Raw genomic sequence first — 26,046 nt, 5'->3', positions numbered from 1 at the left:
TCCTCGGGTGGGTGAGACCGCCGTCACGGCATGTGACAACCGCCGTTAGAATGATCGGCTATGGCAGCCCACCATGGTTTCGACGCGGTCGACCAGCGCAGTAGCAGGAGTGACGAACGCGATTTCGACGTTCTGATCATCGGGTCCGGGTTCGGCGGCAGCGTCAGCGCGCTGCGTCTCGTCGAGAAGGGGTACCGCGTCGGGGTGATCGAAGCCGGACGCCGGTTCGAAGACCACGAGTTCGCCAAGACGAGTTGGCGCCTGCACAAATGGCTGTGGGCCCCCAAACTCGGTCTGTACGGCATCCAGCGCATTCACGCGCTCAAGGACGTGATGATCCTGGCGGGAGCGGGTGTCGGCGGCGGATCGCTCAACTACGCCAACACCCTCTACAAGCCGCCGACGCCGTTCTTCACCGATCCGCAGTGGAACGACATCACCGACTGGGAGGCGGAGCTGACGCCGCACTACGAGCAGGCTCGTCGAATGCTGGGTGTGGTCACCAATCCGACTGTCACGGAATCAGATCGAGTGATGCGAACCGTCGCCGAACAGATGGGCGCCGCCCACACCTTCACGTCGACGCCGGTCGGCGTGTTCTTCGGTGCGAAGACCGGACTCGAAGGTGTTCCGGGCGAGACCGTGCCCGACCCGTATTTCGGTGGTGCAGGCCCTGAACGCACGGCCTGCACCGAATGCGGAGCGTGCATGACCGGATGTCGAGTGGGTGCGAAGAACACCCTGATGAAGAACTACCTCGGGCTCGCCGAACGCAACGGCGCGACGATCATCGATCGCACCACCGTCGACGGGTTGATTCAGCGCGTCGACGGAACATGGGAGGTCAGCACGATCGGCTCGTCGTCGTGGGGGCCACTCGGCCGTCGTCGGCGCACGTTCACCTCGGATCAGGTCATCGTCGCTGCCGGCACGTTCAACACACAGAAGCTGCTGCACCGGGCCAAGAACACCACTCTGCCGAAGATCTCGGACGCCATGGGCAGGCTCACGCGTACCAACTCCGAATCGATCCTCGGTGCGATGGCTGCGAAATACGATCCGCAGCACGACTATTCGCACGGAGTGGCGATCACGTCGTCATTCCATCCGGAGCCGAACACCCACATTGAGCCGGTCCGCTACGGCAAGGGCAGCAACGCCATCGCCTACCTGCAGACTGTGCTCACCGACGGCGGGAGCAGGCTCAACCGATTCGGACAGTTCCTCAAGCAGGTCGCACGCAACCCTTTCCTGCTCGTACGACTCCTCTTCGTGCGGAAGTGGAGTCAGCGCACGGTGATCGCGTTGGTGATGCAGAGCAGCGACAATTCGTTGACCACGTTCATGCGCAAGCGCGGTCCGTTCCGCTACATCACCAGCAGGCAGGGACACGGGGAACCCAACCCGACGTGGATTCCGAAGGGCAACGAGGCCACCCGACGTATCGCCGCCATTCTGCCCGGTGGCCTCGCGGGCGGTACGTGGGGTGACATCATGAACATGCCGCTGACCGCGCACTACCTCGGCGGCTGTGCGATCTCCGACGATCCGGCCGCCGGTGTCATCGACGCCTACCATCGCGTGTGGAACTACCCGACCCTGCACGTCACCGACGGGGCCGCCGTGTCGGCGAACCTCGGCGTGAATCCATCGCTGACGATCTCGGCGCAGGCCGAGCGCGCTATCTCGTTGTGGCCCAACAAAGGTCAGGAAGACCAGCGTCCAGAGCAGGGGAGCGACTACCGGCGGCTGGCGCCGACCGCGCCTGCACATCCGGTGGTTCCCGCGGACGCACCGGGCGCGTTGCGGCTTCCGATCACTCCGGTGGAGCCTGCGACGGCGCGATGAGTGAGCGCTGACGCAGCGATTCGATCCACTGCTGTGAAGTCGTTACGTCGGCCTGCATCGGAAACACCTTCTCGATGAGTACGTCGTGGACAGCGTCGTCGAAGTCGACACACGCATCAGCCAAGACAGTCAGCTCGAAATCGAGATCAGCCGCCTCTCGCAGAGTGGAGAGGACCGCCCCGCTGGTCGCGATTCCTGCCAGAACCAGACTGGTCGTGTTCGACGCCCGGAGCAGCATGCTCAGATCGGAGCCCGAGAAGGCGCTGACGCGACGTTTGGTGACGAGGATGTCGGTGTCGTTTCGGTGGAAATCTCGATGAATGGTGGCGGCGTGATCCGACGCCATCGGAAATTCGCCCGACTTCTTGAATATCTTGTTGCCCGTACCGATCTCGGGTAGCCCTGGTCGAAATGCGGTACGGACGAAATAGACTTGAATTCCGTGCGCCCGCGCTGCATCGACGGCCGCGACGGCGGCATGCAGTGCTTCCTCGGTGCCGAATTGATCGACGGTGCCGTACTGGTAGTCCAGAACGAGTAGGGCAGTGACATCCATGTCTGGCCGGACCTCCGTTGTTTCGCGATCGCGGTGGTGACCGCACGGGCGGCCACCCAGCCTACGCGAGGATGGCTTGCGCCCGGTCCAGCGCGTTCTCGCGCGCTGAGGCCTTGGTCCACCTGTCGACGGTTCGCAATCTCCGATGACGATGGGGGCGAGCATGGTTCGGATACCCGCGCGAGTGCCGATCACTTCGGTGGACCCGGCGACGATTCGTTGAGTGCCAGGATGAGGTCGTCGAGGTGTGCCCGCGCACGACTGTAGGCGCGTTCCTCGTCGCTGGCGGTGAACGCCGAGGCAGTGGCGGTCAGTCCAACCCCCGCGCGCTGAGGCTCTCGGCGAACCCGTCGGCGGTGCGTAGTGCGGCGATCACGATGGGCGCCACCAGGATTCGAGCGCCCGGTCGGAGACCCCGAGCTCGTCGTGCCTCGTCGACCTGGCCGGCGATCTCGACGATCAACGGGATGGTGCGGATCGTCAGCGCCAGCGCGATCGCGATGAGGTCGGTGCGCACGCCGAGTCGTCGCAGCGGCGTCATGGCGTGTGTCATCGAGTCGAGCATGTCGGTGGTGCGGGTGGTCAGGCTGACGATCGCGGCGAGCAGCACCGACAGCGCGAGTATTCCGGTGACCAGAACGGCGCGACGCCAGTCGGTGAAGATCAGCTGGAAGACGAGGACGAAGACGAGGATCCATAGCGTGGGTCGGAACTGGCGCCACGCGGTCACCGGACCGATACCGGCAAGCCCGTAGACGACGGTGACCGCCGCCGCGGCGATGGCGAGTGCGGGCAGCGATCGTACGCACAGCGTGATGGTGAGAATTCCCGCCGCGAGGCCCAGTAGTTTCACGCCGGGGGAGAGCCTGTGCACCAGCGAGTTCCCGGGTCGGTAGGTGCCGAGCGGGTTCACGCCATCGCCTCCCGATACGCGCGCAGCGCGACGTCGGGGACGTCGTCGACGGTGATCGTGCCGTCGTCGATCACGAGGATGCGGTCGAAGTCGGCGACGAGATCGAGGTCGTGGCTGACGACGACGAGCTGGACGTCGAGGTCGGCGAACACGCGTCGCAGCATCCTGCTGTTGCGTAGATCGAGGAGCGTCGTCGGTTCGTCGGCGACGAGGATCGCCGGTTCGGTGACGAACACCGCGGCGAGTGCGAGTAGCTGTTTCTGACCGCCCGACAACCTGCTCGCCGGCTGATCGGCGTGACCGGCGAGACCGAAACGATCGAGCACATCCATCGTCCGGTCGCGACGTTCGGCCTTGTTCAGCTCGGTTCTGGTCAGTGAGAGCTCGATGTCCTCACGCACCGTCGGCATGATGATCTGACGATCGGGATCGGAGAAGATGAATCCGACCCGACGTCGAACGCGACGTTTGTCCTTGGCGGCGTCGAGTCCGTCGACGACCACGGTCCCGGTGTCGGGCACGACGAGTGCGTTGATCATCCGCGCGAGTGTCGACTTGCCGCTTCCGTTGGCTCCGACGATGCCGATGCGACGTTCGGGAAGCGACACCGTGATGTCACGGAGCACGCATCGGCCGTCGAAAGCGTGTGAGACGTCGCGGAATTCGATCACGGGCGCTCGGATGTCACGCGGTCGGTGTCGACAGTCGTCCGCGAGAGAACCGCAACGGAGTGATCAGTCCCGGCCAGCCGCGGTGGACCTGCGAGGCGACCAACGCCGCTATCACCGCCTTGACCACGTCACCTGCGATGAACCATCCGTTCGCCGCGATCGCCGCCCACAGTGTCAGGTCGGCTCGAATCATCAGACCGATCGTTCCGCAGGCGTAGATCACCAGGACGCCACCGATGAGGTTGGAGACGATGCCCGGGATCACGCGGTACTTCGGCATCATCAGAGCGGTCAGCACCCCGATGACGAACACACCCGGCAGGAATCCGACGAAGAACCCGGCGGTCGGTGACGAGAGCGAGGTGAGTCCGTTCCGACCGCCGGAGAGAATCGGCAACCCGGCGATGGCGAGAACCATGAAGATCAGCACTGCCAGCGTGCCCTTCTTGGGGCCGAGGATCGCGCCGGTCAGCATCACACCGAGCGTCTGAAACGTGATCGGCACACCCGCACTACCCACGCTGATCTGGCCGGGCAGTCCCAGCGCTGCGATCAACGCGGCGAAGACCGCCGCCTGGGTGAGGTCGGAGATCGAGATCGACAGCCACCGCCTGCTCGGCTTGTGCGCTGATGACCTGGCCTTTTCGCGCTCGTCTGACGTACTCATGGTGACAAGGAGTATTCCACGACGTCACGAAGGCACTCTCCGCACGCCCGCCCGGCGCTCCGTCGTGGCGGTCACTCAAGGAGCCGCAACGGTCACGCATAGAATGGAACGGTGACAGACTCTTCTGCCGGCACTCCCACGGCCACCCCCGCCGATGATGTCTCGACCGACGTCGCGGGCAACTCGTCAGCCGACTTCGTGGAGGGCCCACGCCCGGTGCTCGTCGTCGACTTCGGCGCTCAGTACGCGCAGCTGATCGCACGGCGCGTTCGTGAGGCGCGCATCTACTCGGAGGTCATCGCGCACGACGCGTCCATCGAGGAGTTCAAGGCCAAGGACCCGGTGGCGATCATCCTCTCCGGCGGTCCGGCCTCGGTGTACGCAGACGACGCACCCAGCCTCGACCCGGCGATTCTCGAGCTCGGCATCCCCGCCTTCGGCATCTGCTACGGCTTCCAGACGATGGCGGCCGCACTCGGCGGTGAGGTCGCCAACACCGGTGGGCGTGAGTTCGGGCGGACGAGCCTCACGCTCAACGGCGACGGTGTGTTGCACCAGGGGCTCGACCACAACCAGCCTGTTTGGATGAGCCACAACGACGCCGTGCAGGTGGCACCCGACGGATTCACCGTCACCGGATCGACGCCCGGCGCGCCGGTCGCCGCCTTCGAGTCCGTCGACAAGAAGATGGCCGGCGTTCAGTATCACCCCGAGGTGCTGCACACACCGCATGGACAGCAGGTGCTCACCCGGTTCCTCTACGAGATCGCCGGGCTCGAGGCCGACTGGACACCTGCGAACATCGCCGACGCGCTCATCGATCAGGTCTCCGATCAGATCGGTGATGGTCTTGCGATCTGCGGGCTGTCCGGTGGTGTCGACTCCGCGGTGGCAGCGGCTCTGGTGCAGCGCGCCATCGGCGATCGACTGACCTGTGTGTTCGTCGACCACGGGCTCCTGCGCGCAGGTGAACGCGAGCAGGTCGAACACGATTTCGTCGCCGCCACCGGTGCTCGACTCGTGACGGTCGACGCAGCGGACAAGTTCCTCGACGAGCTCGCGGGCGTCAGCGATCCGGAGACGAAGCGCAAGATCATCGGCCGCGAGTTCATCCGCTCCTTCGAGGGAGCGGTCAGCGACGTACTCGGCGATCGGGCGGCTGACGGCGAGAAGGTCGACTTCCTCGTCCAGGGCACCCTGTACCCCGACGTCGTCGAGTCTGGTGGCGGGAGCGGCACCGCGAACATCAAGAGCCACCACAATGTCGGTGGACTGCCGGATGACCTGGAGTTCACCCTCGTCGAGCCGCTGCGACTGCTGTTCAAGGACGAGGTGCGTGCGGTAGGGCGCGAGCTGGGTCTCCCCGAGGAGATCGTCGGCCGCCAGCCCTTCCCCGGACCGGGACTGGCGATCCGCATCGTCGGCGAGGTGACCGCCGATCGGCTGTCGATGTTGCGCAAGGCCGACCTCATCGCCCGCGAGGAACTGACCGCTGCCGGGCTCGACAATCAGATCTGGCAGTGCCCCGTCGTGTTGCTTGCCGATGTGCGCAGCGTCGGAGTGCAGGGCGACGGACGCACCTATGGGCATCCGATCGTGCTGCGCCCCGTGTCCAGTGAGGACGCGATGACCGCCGATTGGACTCGCGTTCCGTACGAGGTGCTCGAGATCATCTCCACTCGGATCACCAACGAGGTGCCCGATGTCAACCGTGTCGTCCTCGACGTCACGAGCAAGCCGCCGGGCACCATCGAGTGGGAGTAGTCGCGCGCCCGATCACCGTCGGGCGCCACTGACCAGCAGCACCAAACCGGCGACGAGTCCGACGCCGATCACCACCCACCCGATGACCGATGCCGACGGCAAGTCGGGTGAGCCCGCCAGGCCCCACACGGCTATCGCGATGGCGACCACTCCGAGCAGTGCGAGGCCCACCGATCGGCGACCGTCGCCCGCGTGCGTCCGATCGCTGGGGTTGTCGTGACTCATCGGAGCACCTCCACGTTGCCGAGATTGTTGTGTGCGTTGATCGTCAGGACCGGCGCGTGGTTGCCTGCGCTACCGATGGACAGACCTTCAGGGCAGTGCGCTTCTCCGACGTTCGAGGTGCAGTTCGCCCGGACATTCATGTCGCGCGGGACCCGTACCGTGACCTGTCCGACGCCGGCACGCAGATCGACGGTGCGGTCGGTGGTCAGATCCACGCTCCGCAGATCGAGTTCGAGATCTCCGATGCTGACCGAATAGGCGTCGCGAATGTCGTTCTCCCTCATGGGCGCATACGTTCGTTCACCTACCCCGCCCGGCGGGATCGGGCCCCCACCGTCCTGGGCCGACCAACCGGTGACGGCTGCGCTGACGATCACCGCGACGCCCAGCGTGATCGCGAGCGGCACCAGACCGCCCGTCCTGTGCTGGGCCGAACCACGACGTGCGGCGATCGCCACCATGCCGATCCCGACGACGGCCAGTGCCATCGACAGGATGCGGGTCACGCTGAACCACTCGACGCCCGCCTGATGTGCGGCCACCCCGGCCATCGCCACGATCAGCGTCGCCCCGAACACGAGCAACGGCGCCTTCGGCGAACGGTGTTCGACGGGCTGCGGAGCAGTTTCGGGCTCCGTCGGCTCCGGGAGATCCCAGGCGAATCGCGCGGCGCCGAGCGGATCCCACGACGGCGGCTCCCTATTCGTTGACCCGAACGCGGGCGTCGGGTCTGCGGTGGTCGTGTCGACGGTCGTCGTGGTCGTGGCGTTCTGAAGGGGGGCCGTCGGCTGACCGTCGGCGTCGTTCGACTGGCCGCCGAAGCGGGGATCTGCCGGGGCGGAAGGCCAGGCGCTCGTCGCACCGACGCGCACCCCACGTGGAGTCCACCGCTGGAACTGGTCTGCCGCGGGCGTGATCCCTTCGGGCGTGAGGGTGTCAGCGCTCGTACCCGGCGCCGGCTCCGGCGTTCGACGGAACAACAACCACCAGCCGAGCACCATCAGGATCATCCCCAGCAGCGCCCCGGAACCCCAGGTGCCGCGAGGTCCGATCGAGGTCAGGATCACCACGCACACAACGATGAGGACCAGCAACTTCGGATTGTTGTGACCGCCGTGCCGCCGCCGTCGCTGTCCGTCACCTCGTCGTCCGTCGCGTCGTAGCCGGCGGTGCCCGTCTGGGCGCGCGGCAACGGCAGTGCTCGACGGAAACGCGATCCAGGCCGCGACGTAGAGGATCAGGCCACTTCCGCCGAACAGCGTCGACACTACGAAAGCTACCTTCACCAGCGTCGGGTCGACCCGGTAGCGAAATGCGATGCCGCTGCAGACCCCGGCGACCGTGCGCGGACCGGCCGGGCGTACCGGCCGCGTGCGCCAGAGCTCTTCGAGTTGGTTACGGAACTGTGTGGCGTCCATGACCCACATCCTGCTGCCTCCACAGGCAGCCGACATCGGGGACCGACCCTGACGTTCCCCCGGAAATCGGGGATCGACCCTGATGTGGGGACGGGGGGAGGTGCGGCAGTATCGAGATGTGACCACCCCTGTTTCCCCAGACCTGCCACCGGCACCACGGCTGGTCCGTCGCGACGCCGGACGGGTCATCGGTGGCGTCGCGGGTGGCGTCGCCGACCACCTGGGCGTCGACGCGTTCCGCGTACGGGTGGTCTTCGTCGTGCTCGCCGCCCTCGCGGGTGCCGGCGTACTGGCATACGGACTGCTCTGGTTCTTCTGCCCGCAGGGTGACGACACCACGCCGCCCGCGCGAGGCGAGCGTCGGCAGGCGTTGGGTCTGGCGTTGTTGGCACTGGTGGCGATGACGGTGGTGGGGTTTGCGGCGTCGGGGACACCCGCGGCGTACCTCGTACCGTTCGTCTTCGTCATGGTGGGTGCAGGTCTGGTGTGGCGTGAGTTCGACACGTCGAAAACCGCGCCGCGCAGCACCGCACTCACCTGGACCCGATTGGCAGGTGGTGCGGTGCTCGTCATCGGCGGTCTGGTGGTGATCGTCGTCGCGAGCCGACGGAACTACGGGGGGCTGAGCACCACCCTGCTAGCCGTCGCCGCCACCCTGATCGGCGTCGTCCTGCTCACCGTTCCGCTGTGGATGCGACTGTGGCGCGCCCTCAACGAGGAGCGAGCCGCGCGCATCCGCAACGCCGAACGCGAAGAGATCGCCTCACACCTGCATGATTCGGTACTCCAGACACTCGCCCTCATCCAGAAGCAAGCGGGCAAACCCGAGGAGGTCGCGCGGCTGGCACGCAGTCAGGAACGCGAGTTGCGCGGCTGGCTCTTCGGCGACCCGGCGCAACGTGGGACATCGCTGAGTGCTTCGATGCGCGACGTCGGGGCAGAGGTCGAGGACACCTACGGAATCGAGGTCGAAGTGGTGACCGTCGGCGACCTGCGACCAGACGAGGGGGCTGGACACGGCCAGGCGCGCGACGCCCGCCGCTGGCCCGCACTGGTCGGCGCGACCCGCGAGGCACTGGTCAACGCAGCCAAGCACTCCGGTGAACGCAGCGTCGACGTGTATCTCGAGGTCGGGGAGGAGGAGGTCGAAGTGTACGTGCGTGACCGCGGCGTCGGATTCGACTCCGACTCCGTGGACCCCGACCGCCAAGGACTTGCCCGGTCGATCGTGGCGCGGATGGAACGCGCGGGTGGTTGCGCGCGCGTCGATTCGACGCCGGGGCGGGGGACCAACGTGCGACTGACGATGCCGCGCGACGTCCAGCACACTGCTGTGCGTACCGCCGGGTCGAGCGATGACGAGCCGGTGCAGAATCGAGCAGACGAGCACCGGGAAAACGACGGCCGGGTACACCAGAACGCGACGATCGACCACGGAAAGGCGAGATGACCGAGCAGAGCACGACCGTACCCGACGCACCCCACCGCGTCTTCCTCGTCGACGACCACGCTGTGTTCCGCTCCGGGGTCCGTGCAGAACTGGCTGACGAAGCCGGACTGCACGTGGTGGGCGAGGCGGGTACGGTGTCCGACGCGGTCACGGCGATCACCCGGCTGCGACCCGACGTCGTCCTCCTCGACGTGCACATGCCTGCCGGTGGTGGGGTGTCGGTATTACGTGGTGTCACAGAATCATTGGGTGACGACGCGCCGGTGTTCCTCGCACTCAGCGTGTCCGACGCCGCCGAAGACGTCATCGCGACGATACGCGCGGGCGCCCGTGGCTACGTGACCAAGACGATCGACGGACGTGAACTGGCCGATGCGGTGCGCAGGGTCGCCGACGGTGATGCGGTGTTCAGTCCGCGACTCGCGGGTTTCGTGCTCGACTCCTTCACCGGCAAGTCGTCGGCACCCGAACCCGCCCTCGATCCCGAACTCGACTCGCTGACGCGACGCGAACTCGAGGTTCTACGGCTTCTCGCGCGCGGATACACCTATCGCGAGATCGCGGAGGAGTTGTTCATCTCCATCAAAACCGTCGAGACCCACGCATCGAACGTGCTCCGCAAAACCCAACAGTCCAATCGCAACGCGCTCACCAGGTGGGCCGCCACACGGCACATCGGCTGAGTTGCAGGGGGTTTCGCTGCGGCGGGGACAGGTGCGTGAGTCGCGCCGATCAGCGCATCAGTGCGATGGCAAGGACCACCACGATGGCGAGGACCACGAAGAAGACGAATACGGCCGCTGCCAGAGCGGTGCTCGACGTTCCCGATGAGTGCTGCCGGGGCGGGGGACTCGAGTACATCTCCGACGGGAAGTGCGGCGTCGACGACACGAGCGTGTGATCGCGATGAGTCGACGGCGCAGCCGACTGTGAGGTCTGCCAGCCACCCGCCACCGACGCTCCGCCGCTCGAGGTCGGGCGCGACGGTGTCGAACGAAAAGCGGCGGCCGGATAGTCGGAGGCGGAGCGACCCGAATGAGGCTGTCCCTGGCGGGCACCGACACCCGGATCGGTACGCGGGTGTGGCGGCAGGGTGGCGACCCCCGAGCGGGGGATGAGACTGGTGAGCACCTGGTCGGCGCTCGCGTGTCCGCCCGAGGCCGCGGCGACGAGTTCGTCACGCGCCTGCGACATCGTGATCCGCTTCTTGGGACTCGGTTCGAGCATCTGCAACAACACCGATTCGAGAGCGCCTGCGCGGGTCATCGGATTGATCTGCGCCCGCGCGACCTTGTGCAGCATCACCAGGGAGTTGTCGTCGACGCCGAACGGTGGTTCGCCCTCGACCATCGTGTAGATCGTCGCGCCGAGTGAGTAGACGTCGGAGGCCTCCGACGGCTCCGCGCCGCGTGCGACCTCCGGTGCGAAATAGGCTGGTGTGCCGGTGATCACGCCGGTCTGGGTGAGTGAGACGTCGTCCTTGGCGCGAGAGATCCCGAAGTCGGTGAGCTTCACCAGCCCCGCGTTACGCCCCGACTCGGAGATCAGAATGTTGCCCGGCTTGATGTCGCGGTGGACGATCCCTGCCGCGTGGGCTTCGGTCATGGCGTCAGCCACCTGTGCACCTATCTTGGCGGCTTCGGTCACCTCCAGCGTCCCGCTCGAGTGGAGGATCTGTGCGATGCTGCGCGACGGCAGATATTCCATCACCAGCCACGGTTCGCCACGGTCGAGCGCGACGTCGTGCATGGCGATCGCGTTGCGGTGGGCGAGTTTTGCCGCGATCCTCCCCTCACGCATGGCGCGCTTACGCGCGTTGTCGGCAGAATCGTCGGAGAGGCCCTCGGTGGACAGCACCTGCTTGACCGCGACGTCGCGGTCGAGGAGTTGGTCACGCGCGAGCCACACGGTGCCCATGCCGCCGCCGCCTATTCGCGATCGCAGCCGATATCGGCCTGCCACCAGGTACTGCGGACCCGGTGTGCGATAGCTGTCGGCGAATGACATACCGGCATGATAGCCGCGTAACGGACTCGCGGTCGTTGCTCGGTGCCGACTGTCGCGGTCGTGAGGCGGGTTGACACCACCTAGTACGTATGTTCGACTCGTCCCATGAGGTGGTCCGAACAAGTGGTCGAAGTCGACGACGGCGCGCTACCCGGGTTTGCGCGTGCTGGCCTCGTGCGGTCTGTGCAGACCCCGGAGTTCGAGGGCATCACCTTTCACGAGGTACTCGCCAAGAGTGCGCTCAACGCGATGCCGGAGGGGTCGGGACTACCGTTTCGGTTCACGGTCAACACCTTTCGCGGATGTTCTCACGCGTGCCGCTACTGTTTCGCGCGGCCGACGCACGAATACCTCGACCTCGATGCCGGCCGTGATTTCGACTCCCAGGTGGTGGTCAAGCTCAACGTCGCCGCGGTGTTGCGCAAAGAACTCCGTCGGCGCTCCTGGCAACAGGACACCGTCGCGCTCGGTACCAACACCGATCCGTATCAGCGTGCCGAGGGGCGCTATCGCCTGATGCCCGGCGTGATCACCGCGTTGGCGGAGTCGGGCACCCCGATATCGATACTGACGAAGGGCACGCTGTTACGTCGGGATCTGCCCCTGCTGCGTCAGGCGTCCGGGCAGATCCCGGTGAGCATCGGTGTGTCGTTGGCGATCTTCGACAACGACCTGCAGAAACAGATCGAACCCGGGACGGCGTCGCCGCGGGCGCGGCTGGAGCTCATTCGTGCTATCGCCGAGGCGGGTTTCGCGCCACACGTGATGGTCGCGCCGGTCATCCCGTATCTGAGCGACTCCACCGCGCATCTCGACGCGCTGCTCGGAGCACTCGCCGAGGCGGGCGCCGCCGGTGTGACGGCGTTTCCGATGCATCTGCGCAGCTCGACGAAGCCATGGTTCATGAATTGGCTCGCCGAGAACCACCCGGCGCTGGTGCGCAAGTACCGCGGCCTCTATGGGCGTGGTGCCTATGTCACCGCGGAGTACTCATCGTGGCTGCGAGATCGGTTGCAGCCCTTGGTGGCCCGTCACGGCCTTGCCGGTCGAGACCACGGCAGGGGCGAGCACGATGGTTCCGAGGAGCGCGACCTCGTCGGTACGCCGCAGTTGGCTGAGGCCTTGACGCTGTTCTGATGCGGTCGGCGCTCCCTCGGGCTCCACCGCGGCTGTTCAAGGACGAGATCGGTGCGCGCTCATCAGCGCGAGAGGTCACCGAACCGCGTGGGCGAGGTCGACCGTGGCATCGGCGCGGGCCACGACCTCCGGGTCGTGTGTGGCGACGACGGTAATGCAGTCGTGCTCGGTCGTCACGCTGTGCAGCAGATCCGTGATCGTGCCTGCCTGTGATCGGTCGACCGCTGCCGTTGGTTCGTCGACGAGGAGGATTCTGGGCTCGTGGATCAGTGCACGGGCGATCGCGACCCGTTGCCGCTGGCCTCCGGACAGCTGCTCGGGCCTCGACTGGACAGCGTCGGCGAGCCCCACCGCGTCGAGCAGTTCGTGCGCGCGAGCCCGCATCGAGCGTGGTCGTCGCCCGGAGATCGCCGCCATCGCGAGCACCTGGTCTATCGCGGTGAGTCCGGGGAAGAGATTTCCGCTCTGGAACACATACCCCACCTGGTGTCTGCGCAACTCCGTGCGACGACGGTCGGACAGCGCCGTGACATCGGTGTCGTCGAGAGTGAGAGTTCCGCCATCGGGTCGTCGGAGCGCTCCGCAGACGCCGAGCAGCGTCGACTTGCCGGATCCCGACGGGCCGGTGATCGTGGTCATCCGGCCACGGGCGAAACTCATCGACACGTGGTCGAGGACACGTGATGTCTCTGTGCTGGAACGATATTCGACGACGATGTCGTGTAGGTCGAGGCTCATCGCGATTCTCCTAACATGATCTGGGGGTCTGCTGTCAGAACCCATCGGAGGCTGATAGCCGAGCCGATCATCGACGCCGCGATGACGGCGATGCCGGTGGTGGCCAATGACGTTGCCGGTAGATCGAACGGAACGGCCGAGCCCATCGCGAGGCCGAGCAGATACGCGATGGCCGAACCGATGACGGTCGCAAGAACCACGACCACGGCTGCCTGCGCCAGTGCGGCGCCCACGAGTGCCAGGCGCGACACCCCCAGTGCGCGCTGTAGTGCATAGACGGAGCGACGCTGGACGACCCAGACCGCGAAGAAGGCTGCCACGATGAGCGGCGCGATGACGTAGAGGAACGCGATGATCGAGTTCATGGTCAGTCGCTCTCCCGAATAGCCGGGTGCCGCAGCGAGAATGACGTCCTCACCGACCACATGCGTGTCAGCGAGTTCCGCAGGTGCGCTGCCCCCGGTGAGTGCGATCGCTCCGGCTGCTCCCTCGTCGTGTGGGCGCAGGTTCCCGTCGGGTGCGAAACGTAGGAGTCGCCAGGTGTCGAGGGGGACGTATGCGGCTGCCACGTGGCCGTAGGAGAGTGTGTCGGTGATGCCGACGACGTGGAGTCCGACGTCGGAGTTGTCGATCCTGATGGAATCGCCGATACGAATCCCGCTGTCCGCCAAGCCCTCGGAGACCACCACCTCGCCCGGTGCCGCGACCTGCCGGCCATGGGTGGTCGCCGGAAGCAGGGGACTGTGCGGTTCGGCTCCGATCACGGCCATGTCGACCGACGAGTCGTCGGACGTCTCGCCGTGGAAGATCCCGATGCCGAGCGGGTGTGCGTTCACACCGGAGTGTCGAGCCCAAGCCGAGACCTGATCCCCGGTCAGCACGCTGCGGGTGAAATCGGATGTCCCCTTGGCGAAGACCATTGAGTCGGTGGGCATGGCCCGCAGTGCGGATACGGTGTCGTTGCCGAGGCCGATGGTGAAGCCGGAGACCATTCCGACCAGGGCGGAGACCAGGGCAATCACCACACCCATCAACATGAATCGGCCCCAGGCCGCGCGTAACTCGTGGAGAGCGACAAACATTCGGGTTCCTTCTTAGAGACATACTGTCGCTAAGTGAATCTACACATGGGGACACCGTGTCCCCAAAATTCTGTGTGCGAGATCTCCCGAGGCGCTGGGGTCGGAACGTCGAATCGTCAGTCAGGCATGCAGGCGTCGAGCACCGCGCCGACGGTCTTGCGTGCATGGTCGATGACCTCGGACACCGGTTGCCCGGCGTCGACGCGGCCGATGCAGGCGTCGACGATGGCGCCGACGGTGGCCTCGGTGAGGTCTGTGTCGAGCACGTCGAGGGCGGCGATGGCCTCGTGGAGGGTATCGGTGATCTGTTCGTGTAGGGCCATGACTCTGCTACGCGCGTTGTCGGACAGGTGAATTCGAGAGATGGCGGTGCGCCAGGCGTGTCGGCCGTCAGCCGCGAACTCGAGGTTGGCCTCCGCGTAGGTGAGGATGGCTGTGCGCGGGTCGGGTGCTTCGGCCACGCGCTCCGTCACGGCGGTCGACCAGTCGGTGAACCCACGCTCGAGCACCATCTCGATCAGATCGTCGACCGAGGACACGTAGCGGTAGATGCTGTTGCGCGCGATGCCGGCCTCCGCGGCGATGCCCGCGGCGGTGAGCGTGGCATCCGGTCCGGACAAGAGGAGCCGTTCGGTGCCGTCGAGGAGCTGGGCCATGACGGCGGCGCGGTGTTCGGCGACCGACCCGGCCTTGATCCTAGGCATCAGGCAGGAGGGCTTTGGTGAATCTGCGCACGAAGTCGGTGGCGCCCTCTTCCGTGCTGAGATCGGTGCTGGTGGTGGGGTTCAATGCGAGTGACAGTGACACCCGAACGGTGATCTCGCTGACCATGAGCAGGTGGTTCCAGTCGGCCTCGGCGATCTCATCGTCGGCGGCGTACAGCTGTGTCCGCCACATCTGCGCGCAGAACTGCGTCGCGTAGGTCACGATGTCGTCGCGGGAGACCACGTCCATGAGCAACTCGCGGTCGGTCTCGCGCAGGCGTGCGATCAGTGGATTGGTGCGGACCTCGTTGATGATGTGACGGACGGCCGCTACCATTCCGGACTCGAGATCTGGTGCGGCGGAACGCAATTCCAGTATTTCTAGGAGGAACTTCTGGACCTCCCGCGCGCCCACCGCGCGTCGCAGATCGTCCTTGGTTGCGAAGTGGCGGTACACGGTGGCACGGGCGACGCCTGCCCGCTTGGCGACGTCGGCCATCGTCAACCGCTGCCATCCGATCGTGAGGATCACGCCGACGGCGGCCTCGAGGACGTCGGTGACCGCGGACGGTTGTTCGGAATCGACATCGGGCGTCATGAGGAGTTGGCGTATCGCCGACATCGCATCGTCGTTGCTCATGAGCCCTTCTTGTCCTCGATTACGCACGATGCTACCGTCTCGATCAATGAGTCATTTTGTGTCTAAATGTCTCGCGAGAGGGTGGGGATGCGACGTCGACCGCGTATGGGGAGAAGCGTGACGGCACGATCGGTGCTCGCGGCCCCCGGCCGTCTGGCGGCGGCCTACCCATGGTGGGTCGTGGGTTTCTGGGTCGTCGTGGTCGGTGCCCTCAACATCGCGATACCCCAGATCGAGCAGACGGCGGCAGAGAAGTCAGCCGCGATCGTGCCTGCGGATCTGCCGTCGACACAGGCGATCGCCGATATGGCGCGTGACTTCGGCAATGATCCCTCCACGGCGGTCGGGTCGGTGGTGATGGCAGGCGATAACGTGATCGGACCTGCAGAAGAGCGCTATTACTCCGCGGTCGTGCAGCGGCTGCTCGATGACCGGGAGCACGTCTCGTACGTGCTGGACATGTTCGGGAATCCGGCGACGCGCGACTACGCGGTCAGCCCCGACGGCAAGGCGATCACGCTGCTGGTCGCCGAACGGGGAGCCATCGGTACTGCGGCGGCACATCGCGCCACCGAAGCGGTTCGTCATCATCTCGATGCTGTCGAGAAGCCCGCGGGTCTGCAGACCCATTTCTCGGGTCCCGCGCCGGTCGTCGTCGACGAGTTCACGTCCTTGGACACATCGATGGTCGTGATCACCGCGGTCTCGGTCCTGTTGATCACGGTGCTCATGGTGATGTCGTATCGCTCGGTGATCGCCGCGCTGGTGCCGCTCCTGACGATCGGTGTGTCGTTGGCGGCGTCGCGTGCCGTGGTGTCCGGGTTGGGAGACAACGGGGCACTCGCGTTGTCGACGCTGACCGTCACGTTGATGACCGCGCTGGTGTTGGCCGCGGGTACCGACTACGCCATCTTCCAGATGGCCGCCTATCACGACGGCAGACGGAAGGGGCTCCCGTCCCGGTCGGCTGTCGGGTTCGCCGGGCTCAGTGTCGGGGAGGTACTCACGGCGTCGGCACTCACCATTGCGGCGTCGGCCACGGCGATGCTCATGGCCCGCAACGGGATGTTCACCACCTCGGGGCCGCCGATTGCGATCGGACTCGTCGTCACACTCGCTGTCGCACTGACATTCACTCCCGCGATGATGGCCATTCTTGGCCGACACGGCAGGATCGAACCACGGCCTTCCCGAGACTTCATCTGGCGCCGCCGCGGTCGCTTCATCCTGCGCCGCTCCGGCGCGTTGGCGGGGGCGTCGTTGCTGTTGCTGATCCTGCTGGCGGTACCCGTCGTGACCTTCCGCGCCAACGGCGACGACAACGCCATGCAGCTGCATCCCACCGACAGCTCCCGCGGGTACGATCTCGTCGCGAAACACTATGGCGCAAACGAAATCGTCCCGGAGTTCCTGATCATCCGCAGCGATCACGACATGCGTACCACCACCGATCTCGCCGCGCTCGATCGCGTTGCCTCAGCGGTCACCGACCTCCCGAACGTCGCGTACGTACGCTCGTTGACCAGGCCCGACGGTCGCCAACTGCCCGAATCGGCCATCGGATACCAGGCGGCACTGATCGCTGGTCGACTCGCCGACGCCGGAACCCAGATCGGAGACGCCCGACCGGATCTGGAGCGACTGACACAGGGCATGACCGCGCTTCGTGACGGTGCGGTCGAGTCGACCAAGCAACTGCCCGAGCTGGTGTCGGGCGTCAACCAGGTTGTCGACCTGTCGAACTCGGTTCTCGATCTGCTTCCCCTGGCCGACAACATCGCTACCGCCCGGACCGCTGACGGTCAGTCATTGGCCCAGGTACTCGCGCGATTGGAACCGCAACTGTCGTCACTGCAGACGCTGGTGTCGACGCTGAACTCACAGCGGCAGGCCATCGATTCGCTCTCGCGGGCGCTCGCTCCGTATGCGTCCCCGCAACCCTCCGCGCAGTGTCTGAGTTCGCCGCTCTGTATGCAGGGGCGATCGCTGTTCGCGCAACTCGACGGCATGTCGAATCATGCGCTGAGCGCGGCGTTCACGGCGGCGCAGAACGCGGCGAACCTCGATCCCGACGACCTGCGGACGGTGTCGTCGGTCATGCCCGATCTGCGCGCCGGACTCTCGGCCATCTCCACCCTCACTGCATCATTGGGCGGGCGCTCGCCGGAGTCCATCCGCTCGGATCTCACACGACTGCGCGACGGTATGGGACAGCTCACGTCGGGTATGGATCAACTGGCACAGGGGCTTTCGGAAGCCAAGACCGGGACCGACACCGTTGTGTCGATGACCGACCAACTCCGCAGCGGACTCGACGAGGCCTCCGGATATCTCTCGGAGATGGGTAAGGCGACGTCGCAGGGCCCCGGCGCGGGGTTCTATCTGCCGCGCAGTGCATTCGAGGATCCACGGCTGGTGGCGGGGTCGAAGATGCTCATGTCGTCCGACGGCCGGGTGGCTCGTATGCTTGTGATCCCGTCGGGAAATCCCTACGGTGAGCAGGCGACCAGCCATGTATCCGACATCTCGACGACTGCCGAACAGTCTCTGAAGGGCAGTGGCCTGTCACACGCACGTGTGGATGCGACCGGACTGACGTCGATCACCTCGGACCTCATCGCGCAGTCGGAGAAGGACTTCCTGATGTTCGGGATCGTTGCGCTTGCCGCGGTGTTCGTCATCCTGGTCGCTCTGTTGCGCAGCCTGCTCGCGCCCTTCATCCTGGTCGCCACGGTGTTGCTGTCGTTTCTCAGTGCAGCAGGCATCAGTGTGCTCGTGTGGCAACACATCATCGGTATCGGGCTGCACTGGTCGGTGCTACCCGTCTCGTTCATGAGTCTGGTGGCCGTCGGCGCCGACTACAGCATGCTGTTCGCCTCGCGTGTTCGGGAAAACTCCTCGAGCGGAACGACGTCGGCGATTCTACGGACGTTCGGTAGCACCGGCCGGGTCATCACCACGGCAGGGATCGTCTTCGCCGTCACGATGTTCGCGCTCATGAGCGGTTCGGTCATCCTCCTCCTGCAGACCGGATTCACCATCGGCATCGGACTGCTGCTCGATATCGCCGTGGTGCGGACGGTGCTGGTCCCGTCGGTACTGCATGTGCTCGGCTCACGGATCTGGTGGCCGTCGTCCGGTGGCGGGCTCGCGGTATCCGACGGCGCCACGTCGACCTCCCCGTCTTCTCCGAAAGGAACATCATCATGACCGCGAACACCATCGTCGAGTCGCTCGTCGTCGACTGTGACGAGTCGCTGCCTGCGGCTGCGGGCGACTCAACGAGTGTCGAGGCGCTGATGGCCCGACCCGCCGATTCGGACGGTCCGCTGCCGGCTGTCCTTGTGGTGCATGACATCACCGGTGCCGAGGACGACATCGTGCGCACGCTACGTATCGTCGCCGACCACGGGTACCTGGCGCTGGCGCCGCTGCTGTTCACCGCCGGTACGAATCGTGCCGCGTGCATCGTGTCCACGATGCGGTCACTGGTCTCGGGGCGTGGACCGGTGTTCGCGATTCTCGAGAGCGCTCGACGTCGTCTGGCCTCTGACCCGCTGTCCACCGGTGAGGTGGCCATCGTCGGATTCTGCATGGGCGGCGGGTTCGCGCTTCTCGAGGGCGATGCACGGTACGTCGCGGCAGCGCCGTTCTACGGAAGCCTCACCACCTACCGTGCCGTCACGGCGGACACCTGCCCGGTGGTGGCATCGTTCGGCGCGCGCGATCCGCTGATCCCGTTCGGCGAATCGCGTCTGCGGCGTGTCCTCGACAAGCACAAGATCCCCTCGGACATCAAGACCTATTCCGGGGTCGGGCACAGCTTCGCCAATCGCATCGATTCGGTTCCCGACGCGGTGCTGCGAGTCGTCGGGATGCACTACGACGAGGATGCGGCGTCGGATGCCTGGGCCCGCGTGTTCGCCTTTCTCGATGCACGATTCTCCGCCTGAGTCGCGCTGAGTCGCGCCCCGTCTGACTGTCCGGCACCTGCGCTGTTGCGTCTTGTCGGAGGGGCGTCGTACGATCGCCGTATCGAAAAAACGTTCGATCCGACTCGGTGATCCGAGCGACCGACGGCGCAGCAACTTCCCGGCTCGCCACGCATCATCCACGCTGGCCAGGAGGTTTTCATGAGTGTTTTGCCGTTGGCTCATCCGTGCCCGTCGCAGGGCGCCGGGGAGGGTTCGGATGGCGATGATCGCGCCGATACGCTCGCCCGGTTACGCAAACGCATGGCGGTGCTGTCGGGGATGCCTGATCGCCCCTCCGCCGACCGTTCGGCTGAGGTCGACGACAGTCTCCCGCTACCCGATGTCCTCGCAGATCTGTTGCCGCGAGGCCAATCCGCGGGACGCGGGGGGATCGCACGGGGGAGTGTGGTCGGCTGCTCCGGCGCGCGTTCGCTGGTGGTCGCGATGATCGCCGCGGTGAGTCGTGGTGGTGGTCAGGTGGGCATCGTCGGACTGCCGTGGCTCAATCTGTTGTCGGCCGCCGAGATGGGCGCCGACCTCGCCCGCATCGCGACGGTGCCCGATCCGGGTGTCGATCCGGTGGAGATCGCCTCGGTGCTCCTCGACGGGATGGATCTGGTCGTCCTGGGGCTGCGCGGCGTCGACGTCGCGCCCGCGCGCTGCAGGGTGGTGAGCGGGCGGGTGCGGCAGCACTCGTCGGCGCTGATGGTCGTCGACGGGCACTGGCCGGGCGCCCAGATCCGGATGGAGGCGTCGGTGCTGACCTACCGTCACGTGCCGGGTGGTGTCGGTGCCGACCTCGCCGCGGCGCGTCGCGGGCACGGCAGGATCGGCGGACTGCGGTTACAGGTCACCGCCACCGGGCGCGACCGTCGATCACGCAGCGCCGACGTCGATCTGAGTGCCGTCGGCTCATCCGGCGGGCCGGGAGGTCTCGTGGGTCTGACACGTCCGGTCGAGCCTGCAGCGGGTGCGATGGATTCGGCACTCACCGCGGTGGCTAACTGATGGGGCGGATCATGGCCCTGTGGTGCCCGGACTGGCCTGCGACGGCAGCGGCTGCCGACGAGGATCTCCCCCCTGCGCACCCGATCGCGGTGCTCTCGGCCAACCGGGTCACCGCGTGCTCCGCCACCGCGCGTGCGGCCGGGGTCCGGCGCGGTATGCGGAAAAGGCAGGCGCAGGCGGTGTGCCCGGAGATGCAGGTGTTCACTGCCGACGTCGATCGCGACGCACGCTTCTTCGAACCGGTGGTGGCAGCGGTCGCCGAGGTGGTCGCGGTGGTCGAGGTGTTGCGGCCGGGTCTGCTGGTGATGCCGGCCGACGGGGCGGCCAGACATCACGGGGGAGAGGCGTCGCTCGCAGAACAGCTCATCGACCAGGTCTCGGTCTGCGGAGTGGAATCCCAGGTCGGTGTCGCCGACGAGATGTTCACCGCGGTGGTCGCCGCCCGTCGCGGACAGCATGTGGATCCGGGCGGCGACCGCGCCTATCTGGCGGAGCTGCCGGTGGCCGAACTCAACGCCGAACCGAGCCTGTCGTGCCCGGAACGCACCGAGTTCGTCGACCTGCTACGACGACTCGGCCTGGTCACCATCGGCGATTTCGCTGCCATGCCCGCGCGCGACGTCGCCACCCGGTTCTCCGCCGACGCCGCGGTGGCACACCGATTGGCCAACGCGCTGCCTGATCGGCGGCCCGCGGGGATCGTCGCCGCACCGGAACTGGTCGTCGACTACGTCTGCGACCCGCCGATCGACCGGATCGACTCGGCGGCCTTCGCGGGCCGACGGCTCGCCGACATGCTGCATCGCAGGCTCTCCGATGTGCCCGCGGCGTGCACCAAGCTCAAGGTCGAAGCCATCACCGAACGTGGACAACGACATTCGCGGATATGGCGGTGTGCGCAGCCACTCACACCCGACGCCACAGCCGATCGGATTCGCTGGCAGTTGGAAGGGTGGTTGACCGGCGCGGGGCGTGGTAGAAACCGCGGCGACACGCGTCCGGATTCGCCCATCGCGATGCTGCGACTCGAACCGGTCGAGACGGTCGATGCCGGGGCGCTGCACTACGCGCTGACGGGCGCGGGGTTACCCGGCGAATCGGAGGTCTCCGAGCGTGCCCGCAGGTCGTTGGAACGTGTGCAGGGACTGTTGGGCGGCGATTCCGTGCAGGTGCCCGTGCGCAGCGGTGGCCGCGGACCGTCGGATCAGATCACCTTGATCCCGCTGGGCGACGAGAAGACCCCCGAACACGACCCGAAGGCCCCCTGGCCCGGGCGGGTTCCCCAGCCCGCACCCACGGTGATGTCCCGCACCCCGGTGTCGTTGATCGACGCGTCGGGGCAGCCGGTCACCGTCACCGGTCGTGGGGCGTTCTCCGAAGAACCCGCCGTCGTGCGTATGGCGCGCAGCGGGGGCACCGCGCGTGGCGGGAAGGGCGCGGTCCTCGACACCTGGGCACTGAGCTGGTGGGCCGGGCCGTGGCCCGCAGGTATGGACGACACCGGAATCATCGCCAGAGTCCAAGTGCTCCTGGAGGATTCGCGCGCCCTGCTGCTCTATTACCGAGCGGGCGGGTGGCTGGTCGAGGGTGTGTACGAGTAGCGCGGCCGCTTCGGCTCGTGGGCGCGCGCTGGCGGGCAGAAAGGCAGAAAGTAGGGGGAGGGTTTCTTCCGCGGGTTTTTTGACACAGGGCCGCGGTTCTTCCGCGGGTTTCTGACCTTTCCGCGTGTTGTTTCGCGGGGAAGGGTGCAAGACCCGCGGAAGGGCTTCCTCTCTGGGTTTCTGCAGGGGGTTTGGCGAGCGGTGCGGCCGCCCCGAGCAGTGCGGGGCCTTGGCTGACACTCTTCCGCGGGTTTCGTCGCTGGGCCGGCACTCTTCCGCGGGTTTTGTCGCTGGCCGGCACTCTTCCGCGGGTTTTGTCAGTGGGCCGCGGTTCTTCCGCGGGTTTTGACGCTGGGCCGGCACTCTTCCGCTACTTTCTGACCTTTCCGCGTGTTGTTTCCCGGGGAAGGGTGCAAAACCCGCGGAAGGAATCCTTCCCCGAGTTTCTGCACTGCCCCGCACCACCCGAGCCCCGCCTCCGCGGCACCCCCGTTCCGCGCGGCACCCCGTTCCGCGCTCAGCTGTTGGCGCCGCGGGCGATCACCGGCCAGCGGTCCGCGGCGCCGCCGGAACGCGCCTCGTCGACGACCAACTCGTCGACGAGATTGACCGCGGTGCAGACATGATTGGGTATGACGCGCACCGTGGCGCCGAGTTCGGGGACGACGGCGCTGAGCGGGTACTCGACCACGGCGTGGTGTTCGGAGAGTCCGACGATCCGCGCGTCCGGCTCGTCGAGTACCCGACCGTGTCCACTGGCCCACGCGGGACGGTCGGCCCCGATGATCTTGCTGCCCGCGTCGAGTACCACGCGGTGCCCATCGCGATGGACGACGCTGCTCACCGCGGTCAGCGCGACGTCGTCGAATCCGCAGACGCCGAGTTCGATCTGCTGGGCGTCGTAGAACGGGTACACGCCAGGGCGGATCTCGGTCAGGACGCCGCTGTCCCCGGCGAACTCGACCGTGGGCGTGGAACCCCCACTCCGCACCCGCGGTTCGATGCCGACCGAACGCAGCCTGTCGGCGGCTTCGGCGAGCGCTGCGACCTCCTGTCGTGCCGCGTCGCTGCGTGCATCGCCGGGACCGTATCCGTGGCCCGGGAAAGTGAACACCCCGATAACGTCGAGGCCGGCGTCGCGCGCAGCGGCTGCGACCTCACCCGCGGACTCGGGGACGACCCCGGTGCGGTGCTGGCCCGAATCCACCTCGACCAGCACCTCGACATCGCTCCTGCTCACCTCCGCCGCCATCCGCTGCGCACCCGCGATCGAGTCGACGGCGAGCCGCAGAGCCGAATGCTGTGCCAGCGCGCGCAGGCGCGCACCTTTGTGCTCGGTCACCCACAGCGGATACGTGATGAACAGATCAGTGAAGCCCGCCGCGGCGAAGGCTTCTGCCTCTCCGATGGTTGCCACGGTGAGACCCACTGCGCCGCTGTCGATCTGGCGGCGTGCGAGCTCGGTTGTCTTGTGTGTCTTGGCGTGTGGACGCAGGTCGACTCCCGTGCGGCGCGCCTGATCGCCAACCGCCTGGAGATTGCGATCGAGGCGAGTGGTGTCGACGACGAGGTACGGGGTATCGGTCACCGCTCAACGGTACCGAGCGCAGCTGCCGACTCGTCGACGAGGAGATACTCCTGGTGCAGGATGCGTGAGGTCAGCCGTGGTGTAAACTTCCGTCCGAACTCGGCGAGCTGACCGAGGGGCGGGCTGATGCGTGCCGGATGCCGCAGAATTCCTTCCAGTACTTTCGACGCCGCCTTGTCGACGCTCCACACGCCGGCGGAGTTCTGGTAGGCCTCGGTCGGCGCGATCATGCGGGTACGTACCAGTGGCAGCCGCACATTGGTGAACGTCACATGGTCAGACAGGGTTTCGACGCCTGTCGACTCGCTGAACGCCTCCAACGCGGCTTTCGACGCCGCGTATGCGCCGAAACGCGCGCCGCGGGTCTGCACGGCGATGGAGGACACGTTGACCACACGACCGGACCGCCGCTCGATCATGTGCGGAAGCAGCGCGAGTACCAGATTGACCGCCCCGAAGTAGTTCACGGCCATGACCCGGTGGTAGTCGTGTGAGCGATCAACGGAATGAAGTGTCGAACGTCGAATGGACCGCCCGGCGTTGTTCACCAGAACGTCGACGTGTCCGTGCTCTGAGATGATGGTCTTCACCAGGGTCCGCACCGCCTCCTCGTCGGTGATGTCGCACTGATAGGCGTAGACCCTTCCTGCCGGCAGTCCTGACTTGGGTTGGGTGCCTTCGAGTTCGGTCACGGCCGCGTGCAGGTCGTCGACGTCGCGCGCGACCACGTACACGTCGGCACCCCGAGCCACACACATGCGCGCCGTCGCTTTGCCGATTCCGCTCGAGCCGCCCGTGATCAGAATGTGTTTCCCGACGAGTGGCCCGCGCGGATCGGCTCGCCGGTGACGCGATGGGTCGAGGTGCGCGGTCCAGAACTCCCAGAGACGCGGGCCGTAGTCGTCGAGGTCGGGAAGTGTGACGCCGAGCCTGCCCAGTAGGGCGAGAGTCTGAGCGGAACGGAAGTCCGCGGTCATCTGCATGCCGTCGAGTAATGCGGGCGGTATACCGGCCTGTGACGCGATGAGATCGCGTATGGGTGCGATCGGTCCGAATCCGGTCATCGCAAGAGCGGGTGCCACGATTCGATTGCTCACCACGCCAACACCTTTGGGTGACCCGATCGCAGGTGCCAGCGCGTTGTACATTCCCATGACCCCACGGTCACAGGAATCGCCGAGGTGAAACACCTGCCCACCGCGCAGTGGGTCATGGTCGACGAGTGTCACGATGGCCTCTGCAACGAAATCGACCGGAACCAGATTGAGTCGACCGAGGTCGGGCGTCGGAAGAGGAAGCCTCGACGGCAACATGCCGAGAAGTGCAAGGAGCGGGAAGAAGTAGTAAGGCCCGTCGACCTTGTCCATCGCGCCTGTCCGTGAATCGCCGACGACCACCGACGGCCGGTATACCCGCCACCGCAATCCCGCACGGTCACGGACGAGTTTCTCCGCCTCGAACTTGGTCCGGTGATACGGAGTCGGAAATCCCTGCCCCAGGTCGAAATCAGTCTCGGTGAACACGCCGTCGTGATCGCCGGACACGGCGATCGACGACACATGATGCAGCATCGCGTCGTGCTCGACGGCAAAGTCGATGACGCGCGCGGTGCCCTCGACGTTGGCGCGCTGCTGGCTCTCGGCGTCGGCGGTCATGTCGTAGATCGCGGCCAGATGGATCACATGATCGATCTGGGGGAGTTCGTCGTCGGCGACTCCGAGACCGGGGGAGGTGAGGTCTCCGACGACCGGATGCAGCCGATCGGAGGCTGCATCGGAAAAGACCGCGTCGAATCGTGGTCGTGATCCCGCACGCACCAGCGCGTACACCTGCGCGTCGGGATGTGTGTCGAGCAGTTTGCCGATCACTCGACGTCCGATGAATCCGGTGCCGCCGGTGATGAAGTACGTGGTCATGACAGCCTTCCGAGTCCGGGCCGCAGCCCCGGCTCACTTCTTACTACACGGTAAGGAACAGGTCTGTTCACCTTGACACTTACACCGACAGATGGCAACGACGATGTCGAACGGACACCATTAGTCAGGAAACTAATCA

At 66.2% G+C, this 26,046-nt stretch carries 22 protein-coding genes; 9 read left to right on the top strand and 13 right to left on the bottom strand.

Annotated elements, in window-relative coordinates:
• Positions 1 to 60: 60 nt before the first annotated feature.
• Positions 61 to 1,848 (top strand): GMC family oxidoreductase N-terminal domain-containing protein, encoded by a 1,788-nt coding sequence (locus tag GOOTI_RS11455; RefSeq protein WP_007238752.1) that lies wholly within the window; start codon positions 61 to 63, stop codon positions 1,846 to 1,848.
• On the opposite strand, the gene GOOTI_RS11450 is transcribed toward GOOTI_RS11455, so the two are convergent.
• The 4 genes from GOOTI_RS11450 to GOOTI_RS11435 all read right to left on the bottom strand — a co-directional run bounded on the left by GOOTI_RS11450 (position 1,817) and on the right by GOOTI_RS11435 (position 4,655).
• The gene (locus tag GOOTI_RS11450; RefSeq protein ID WP_007238751.1) at positions 1,817 to 2,404 is read right to left on the bottom strand and encodes a cysteine hydrolase family protein; all 588 of its coding nucleotides are present in this window, start codon (positions 2,402 to 2,404) and stop codon (positions 1,817 to 1,819) included. The two genes, GOOTI_RS11455 and GOOTI_RS11450, sit on opposite strands and share 32 nt — an antisense overlap.
• 310 nt (positions 2,405 to 2,714) lie before the next feature.
• Entirely contained in the window at positions 2,715 to 3,317 is a 603-nt protein-coding gene (locus GOOTI_RS11445) for an energy-coupling factor transporter transmembrane component T family protein (RefSeq protein WP_007238750.1), read from the bottom strand.
• Positions 3,314 to 3,988, bottom strand: coding sequence for an energy-coupling factor ABC transporter ATP-binding protein (locus tag GOOTI_RS11440; protein ID WP_007238749.1), 675 nt, complete (start codon positions 3,986 to 3,988; stop codon positions 3,314 to 3,316). Before GOOTI_RS11440 ends, GOOTI_RS11445 begins: the two co-directional genes overlap by 4 nt.
• 13 nt (positions 3,989 to 4,001) lie before the next feature.
• Positions 4,002 to 4,655 (bottom strand): biotin transporter BioY, encoded by a 654-nt coding sequence (locus GOOTI_RS11435; protein ID WP_007238748.1) that lies wholly within the window; start codon positions 4,653 to 4,655, stop codon positions 4,002 to 4,004.
• A 198-nt stretch (positions 4,656 to 4,853) separates the two neighbouring features.
• Here GOOTI_RS11435 and guaA point away from each other — a divergent pair, with 198 nt between their 5' ends.
• Entirely contained in the window at positions 4,854 to 6,419 is a 1,566-nt protein-coding gene (gene guaA, locus GOOTI_RS11430; protein WP_039993972.1) for a glutamine-hydrolyzing GMP synthase, read from the top strand.
• Between the two features lie 12 nt (positions 6,420 to 6,431).
• Here the strand turns inward: guaA and GOOTI_RS11425 are convergent, their stop codons facing one another.
• Both GOOTI_RS11425 and GOOTI_RS11420 read right to left on the bottom strand, forming a co-directional pair.
• Positions 6,432 to 6,644 (bottom strand): hypothetical protein, encoded by a 213-nt coding sequence (locus tag GOOTI_RS11425; RefSeq protein ID WP_007238746.1) that lies wholly within the window; start codon positions 6,642 to 6,644, stop codon positions 6,432 to 6,434.
• The gene (locus GOOTI_RS11420) at positions 6,641 to 8,062 is read right to left on the bottom strand and encodes a PspC domain-containing protein (RefSeq protein WP_007238745.1); all 1,422 of its coding nucleotides are present in this window, start codon (positions 8,060 to 8,062) and stop codon (positions 6,641 to 6,643) included. The genes GOOTI_RS11425 and GOOTI_RS11420 overlap by 4 nt, the downstream gene beginning before the upstream one ends.
• 82 nt (positions 8,063 to 8,144) lie before the next feature.
• Between GOOTI_RS11420 and GOOTI_RS11415 the strand changes: the two genes are divergently transcribed.
• Together GOOTI_RS11415 and GOOTI_RS11410 are read left to right on the top strand one after the other, a co-directional pair.
• Complete coding sequence (locus GOOTI_RS11415) at positions 8,145 to 9,512, top strand: ATP-binding protein (RefSeq protein WP_007238744.1); 1,368 nt, start codon at positions 8,145 to 8,147, stop codon at positions 9,510 to 9,512.
• Complete coding sequence (locus tag GOOTI_RS11410) at positions 9,509 to 10,195, top strand: response regulator (RefSeq protein WP_007238743.1); 687 nt, start codon at positions 9,509 to 9,511, stop codon at positions 10,193 to 10,195. The genes GOOTI_RS11415 and GOOTI_RS11410 overlap by 4 nt, the downstream gene beginning before the upstream one ends.
• A gap of 49 nt (positions 10,196 to 10,244) precedes the next feature.
• On the opposite strand, the gene GOOTI_RS11405 is transcribed toward GOOTI_RS11410, so the two are convergent.
• Positions 10,245 to 11,519 (bottom strand): serine/threonine-protein kinase, encoded by a 1,275-nt coding sequence (locus tag GOOTI_RS11405; RefSeq protein WP_007238742.1) that lies wholly within the window; start codon positions 11,517 to 11,519, stop codon positions 10,245 to 10,247.
• 105 nt (positions 11,520 to 11,624) lie between these two features.
• On the opposite strand from GOOTI_RS11405, the gene GOOTI_RS11400 reads away from it, so the two are divergent.
• Entirely contained in the window at positions 11,625 to 12,656 is a 1,032-nt protein-coding gene (locus GOOTI_RS11400) for an Rv2578c family radical SAM protein (protein WP_039993968.1), read from the top strand.
• Positions 12,657 to 12,731: 75 nt separating this feature from the next.
• Here the strand turns inward: GOOTI_RS11400 and GOOTI_RS11395 are convergent, their stop codons facing one another.
• From GOOTI_RS11395 to GOOTI_RS11380, 4 genes are all read right to left on the bottom strand, one after another.
• A complete protein-coding gene (locus GOOTI_RS11395) occupies positions 12,732 to 13,394 on the bottom strand; it encodes an ABC transporter ATP-binding protein (protein ID WP_007238740.1) in 663 nt (220 codons plus the stop codon).
• The gene (locus GOOTI_RS11390; RefSeq protein ID WP_007238739.1) at positions 13,391 to 14,476 is read right to left on the bottom strand and encodes an FtsX-like permease family protein; all 1,086 of its coding nucleotides are present in this window, start codon (positions 14,474 to 14,476) and stop codon (positions 13,391 to 13,393) included. Before GOOTI_RS11390 ends, GOOTI_RS11395 begins: the two co-directional genes overlap by 4 nt.
• Positions 14,477 to 14,592: 116 nt before the next feature.
• Positions 14,593 to 15,180: a TetR/AcrR family transcriptional regulator gene (locus GOOTI_RS11385; RefSeq protein WP_007238738.1), complete on the bottom strand. Its 588-nt coding sequence runs from the start codon at positions 15,178 to 15,180 to the stop codon at positions 14,593 to 14,595.
• Entirely contained in the window at positions 15,173 to 15,820 is a 648-nt protein-coding gene (locus GOOTI_RS11380; protein WP_007238737.1) for a TetR/AcrR family transcriptional regulator, read from the bottom strand. The genes GOOTI_RS11385 and GOOTI_RS11380 overlap by 8 nt, the downstream gene beginning before the upstream one ends.
• A gap of 117 nt (positions 15,821 to 15,937) precedes the next feature.
• Between GOOTI_RS11380 and GOOTI_RS11375 the strand changes: the two genes are divergently transcribed.
• From GOOTI_RS11375 to GOOTI_RS11360, 4 genes are all read left to right on the top strand, one after another.
• Complete coding sequence (locus GOOTI_RS11375; protein WP_233425482.1) at positions 15,938 to 19,030, top strand: MMPL family transporter; 3,093 nt, start codon at positions 15,938 to 15,940, stop codon at positions 19,028 to 19,030.
• Positions 19,027 to 19,773, top strand: a complete 747-nt coding sequence (locus GOOTI_RS11370) for a dienelactone hydrolase family protein (protein ID WP_007238735.1) — start codon at positions 19,027 to 19,029, stop codon at positions 19,771 to 19,773. Before GOOTI_RS11375 ends, GOOTI_RS11370 begins: the two co-directional genes overlap by 4 nt.
• 180 nt (positions 19,774 to 19,953) lie before the next feature.
• Positions 19,954 to 20,802, top strand: coding sequence for a DnaE2-dependent mutagenesis accessory factor ImuA' (gene imuA', locus GOOTI_RS11365; RefSeq protein WP_007238734.1), 849 nt, complete (start codon positions 19,954 to 19,956; stop codon positions 20,800 to 20,802).
• The gene (locus tag GOOTI_RS11360) at positions 20,802 to 22,403 is read left to right on the top strand and encodes a DNA polymerase Y family protein (protein ID WP_007238733.1); all 1,602 of its coding nucleotides are present in this window, start codon (positions 20,802 to 20,804) and stop codon (positions 22,401 to 22,403) included. Before imuA' ends, GOOTI_RS11360 begins: the two co-directional genes overlap by 1 nt.
• Before the next feature lie 517 nt (positions 22,404 to 22,920).
• Here the strand turns inward: GOOTI_RS11360 and GOOTI_RS11355 are convergent.
• Positions 22,921 to 23,991: an alanine racemase gene (locus GOOTI_RS11355; RefSeq protein WP_007238732.1), complete on the bottom strand. Its 1,071-nt coding sequence runs from the start codon at positions 23,989 to 23,991 to the stop codon at positions 22,921 to 22,923.
• Complete coding sequence (locus GOOTI_RS11350; protein ID WP_007238731.1) at positions 23,988 to 25,907, bottom strand: SDR family oxidoreductase; 1,920 nt, start codon at positions 25,905 to 25,907, stop codon at positions 23,988 to 23,990. Before GOOTI_RS11350 ends, GOOTI_RS11355 begins: the two co-directional genes overlap by 4 nt.
• Positions 25,908 to 26,046 lie beyond the last annotated feature (139 nt).

It is taken from the genome of Gordonia otitidis NBRC 100426 (assembly GCF_000248075.1).
In the GTDB taxonomy this organism is placed as follows: Bacteria; Actinomycetota; Actinomycetes; order Mycobacteriales; family Mycobacteriaceae; genus Gordonia; species Gordonia otitidis.
Note: the sequence above shows the minus strand (reverse complement) of the source record. Positions and strands in the feature narration are given on the sequence as shown.

Excerpts from the sequence above, each read along its gene's own strand:
- GOOTI_RS11455 (WP_007238752.1), top strand. The coding sequence starts at position 61 with ATGGCAGCCCACCATGGTTTCGACGCGGTCGACCAGCGCAGTAGCAGG.
- GOOTI_RS11450 (WP_007238751.1), bottom strand. The coding sequence starts at position 2,404 with ATGGATGTCACTGCCCTACTCGTTCTGGACTACCAGTACGGCACCGTC.
- GOOTI_RS11435 (WP_007238748.1), bottom strand. The coding sequence starts at position 4,655 with ATGAGTACGTCAGACGAGCGCGAAAAGGCCAGGTCATCAGCGCACAAG.
- GOOTI_RS11425 (WP_007238746.1), bottom strand. The coding sequence starts at position 6,644 with ATGAGTCACGACAACCCCAGCGATCGGACGCACGCGGGCGACGGTCGC.
- GOOTI_RS11420 (WP_007238745.1), bottom strand. The coding sequence starts at position 8,062 with ATGGACGCCACACAGTTCCGTAACCAACTCGAAGAGCTCTGGCGCACG.
- GOOTI_RS11415 (WP_007238744.1), top strand. The coding sequence starts at position 8,145 with ATGTGGGGACGGGGGGAGGTGCGGCAGTATCGAGATGTGACCACCCCT.
- GOOTI_RS11410 (WP_007238743.1), top strand. The coding sequence starts at position 9,509 with ATGACCGAGCAGAGCACGACCGTACCCGACGCACCCCACCGCGTCTTC.
- GOOTI_RS11405 (WP_007238742.1), bottom strand. The coding sequence starts at position 11,519 with ATGTCATTCGCCGACAGCTATCGCACACCGGGTCCGCAGTACCTGGTG.
- GOOTI_RS11400 (WP_039993968.1), top strand. The coding sequence starts at position 11,625 with ATGAGGTGGTCCGAACAAGTGGTCGAAGTCGACGACGGCGCGCTACCC.
- GOOTI_RS11395 (WP_007238740.1), bottom strand. The coding sequence starts at position 13,394 with ATGAGCCTCGACCTACACGACATCGTCGTCGAATATCGTTCCAGCACA.
- GOOTI_RS11390 (WP_007238739.1), bottom strand. The coding sequence starts at position 14,476 with ATGTTTGTCGCTCTCCACGAGTTACGCGCGGCCTGGGGCCGATTCATG.
- GOOTI_RS11385 (WP_007238738.1), bottom strand. The coding sequence starts at position 15,180 with ATGCCTAGGATCAAGGCCGGGTCGGTCGCCGAACACCGCGCCGCCGTC.
- GOOTI_RS11380 (WP_007238737.1), bottom strand. The coding sequence starts at position 15,820 with ATGAGCAACGACGATGCGATGTCGGCGATACGCCAACTCCTCATGACG.
- GOOTI_RS11370 (WP_007238735.1), top strand. The coding sequence starts at position 19,027 with ATGACCGCGAACACCATCGTCGAGTCGCTCGTCGTCGACTGTGACGAG.
- imuA' (WP_007238734.1), top strand. The coding sequence starts at position 19,954 with ATGAGTGTTTTGCCGTTGGCTCATCCGTGCCCGTCGCAGGGCGCCGGG.
- GOOTI_RS11360 (WP_007238733.1), top strand. The coding sequence starts at position 20,802 with ATGGGGCGGATCATGGCCCTGTGGTGCCCGGACTGGCCTGCGACGGCA.
- GOOTI_RS11350 (WP_007238731.1), bottom strand. The coding sequence starts at position 25,907 with ATGACCACGTACTTCATCACCGGCGGCACCGGATTCATCGGACGTCGA.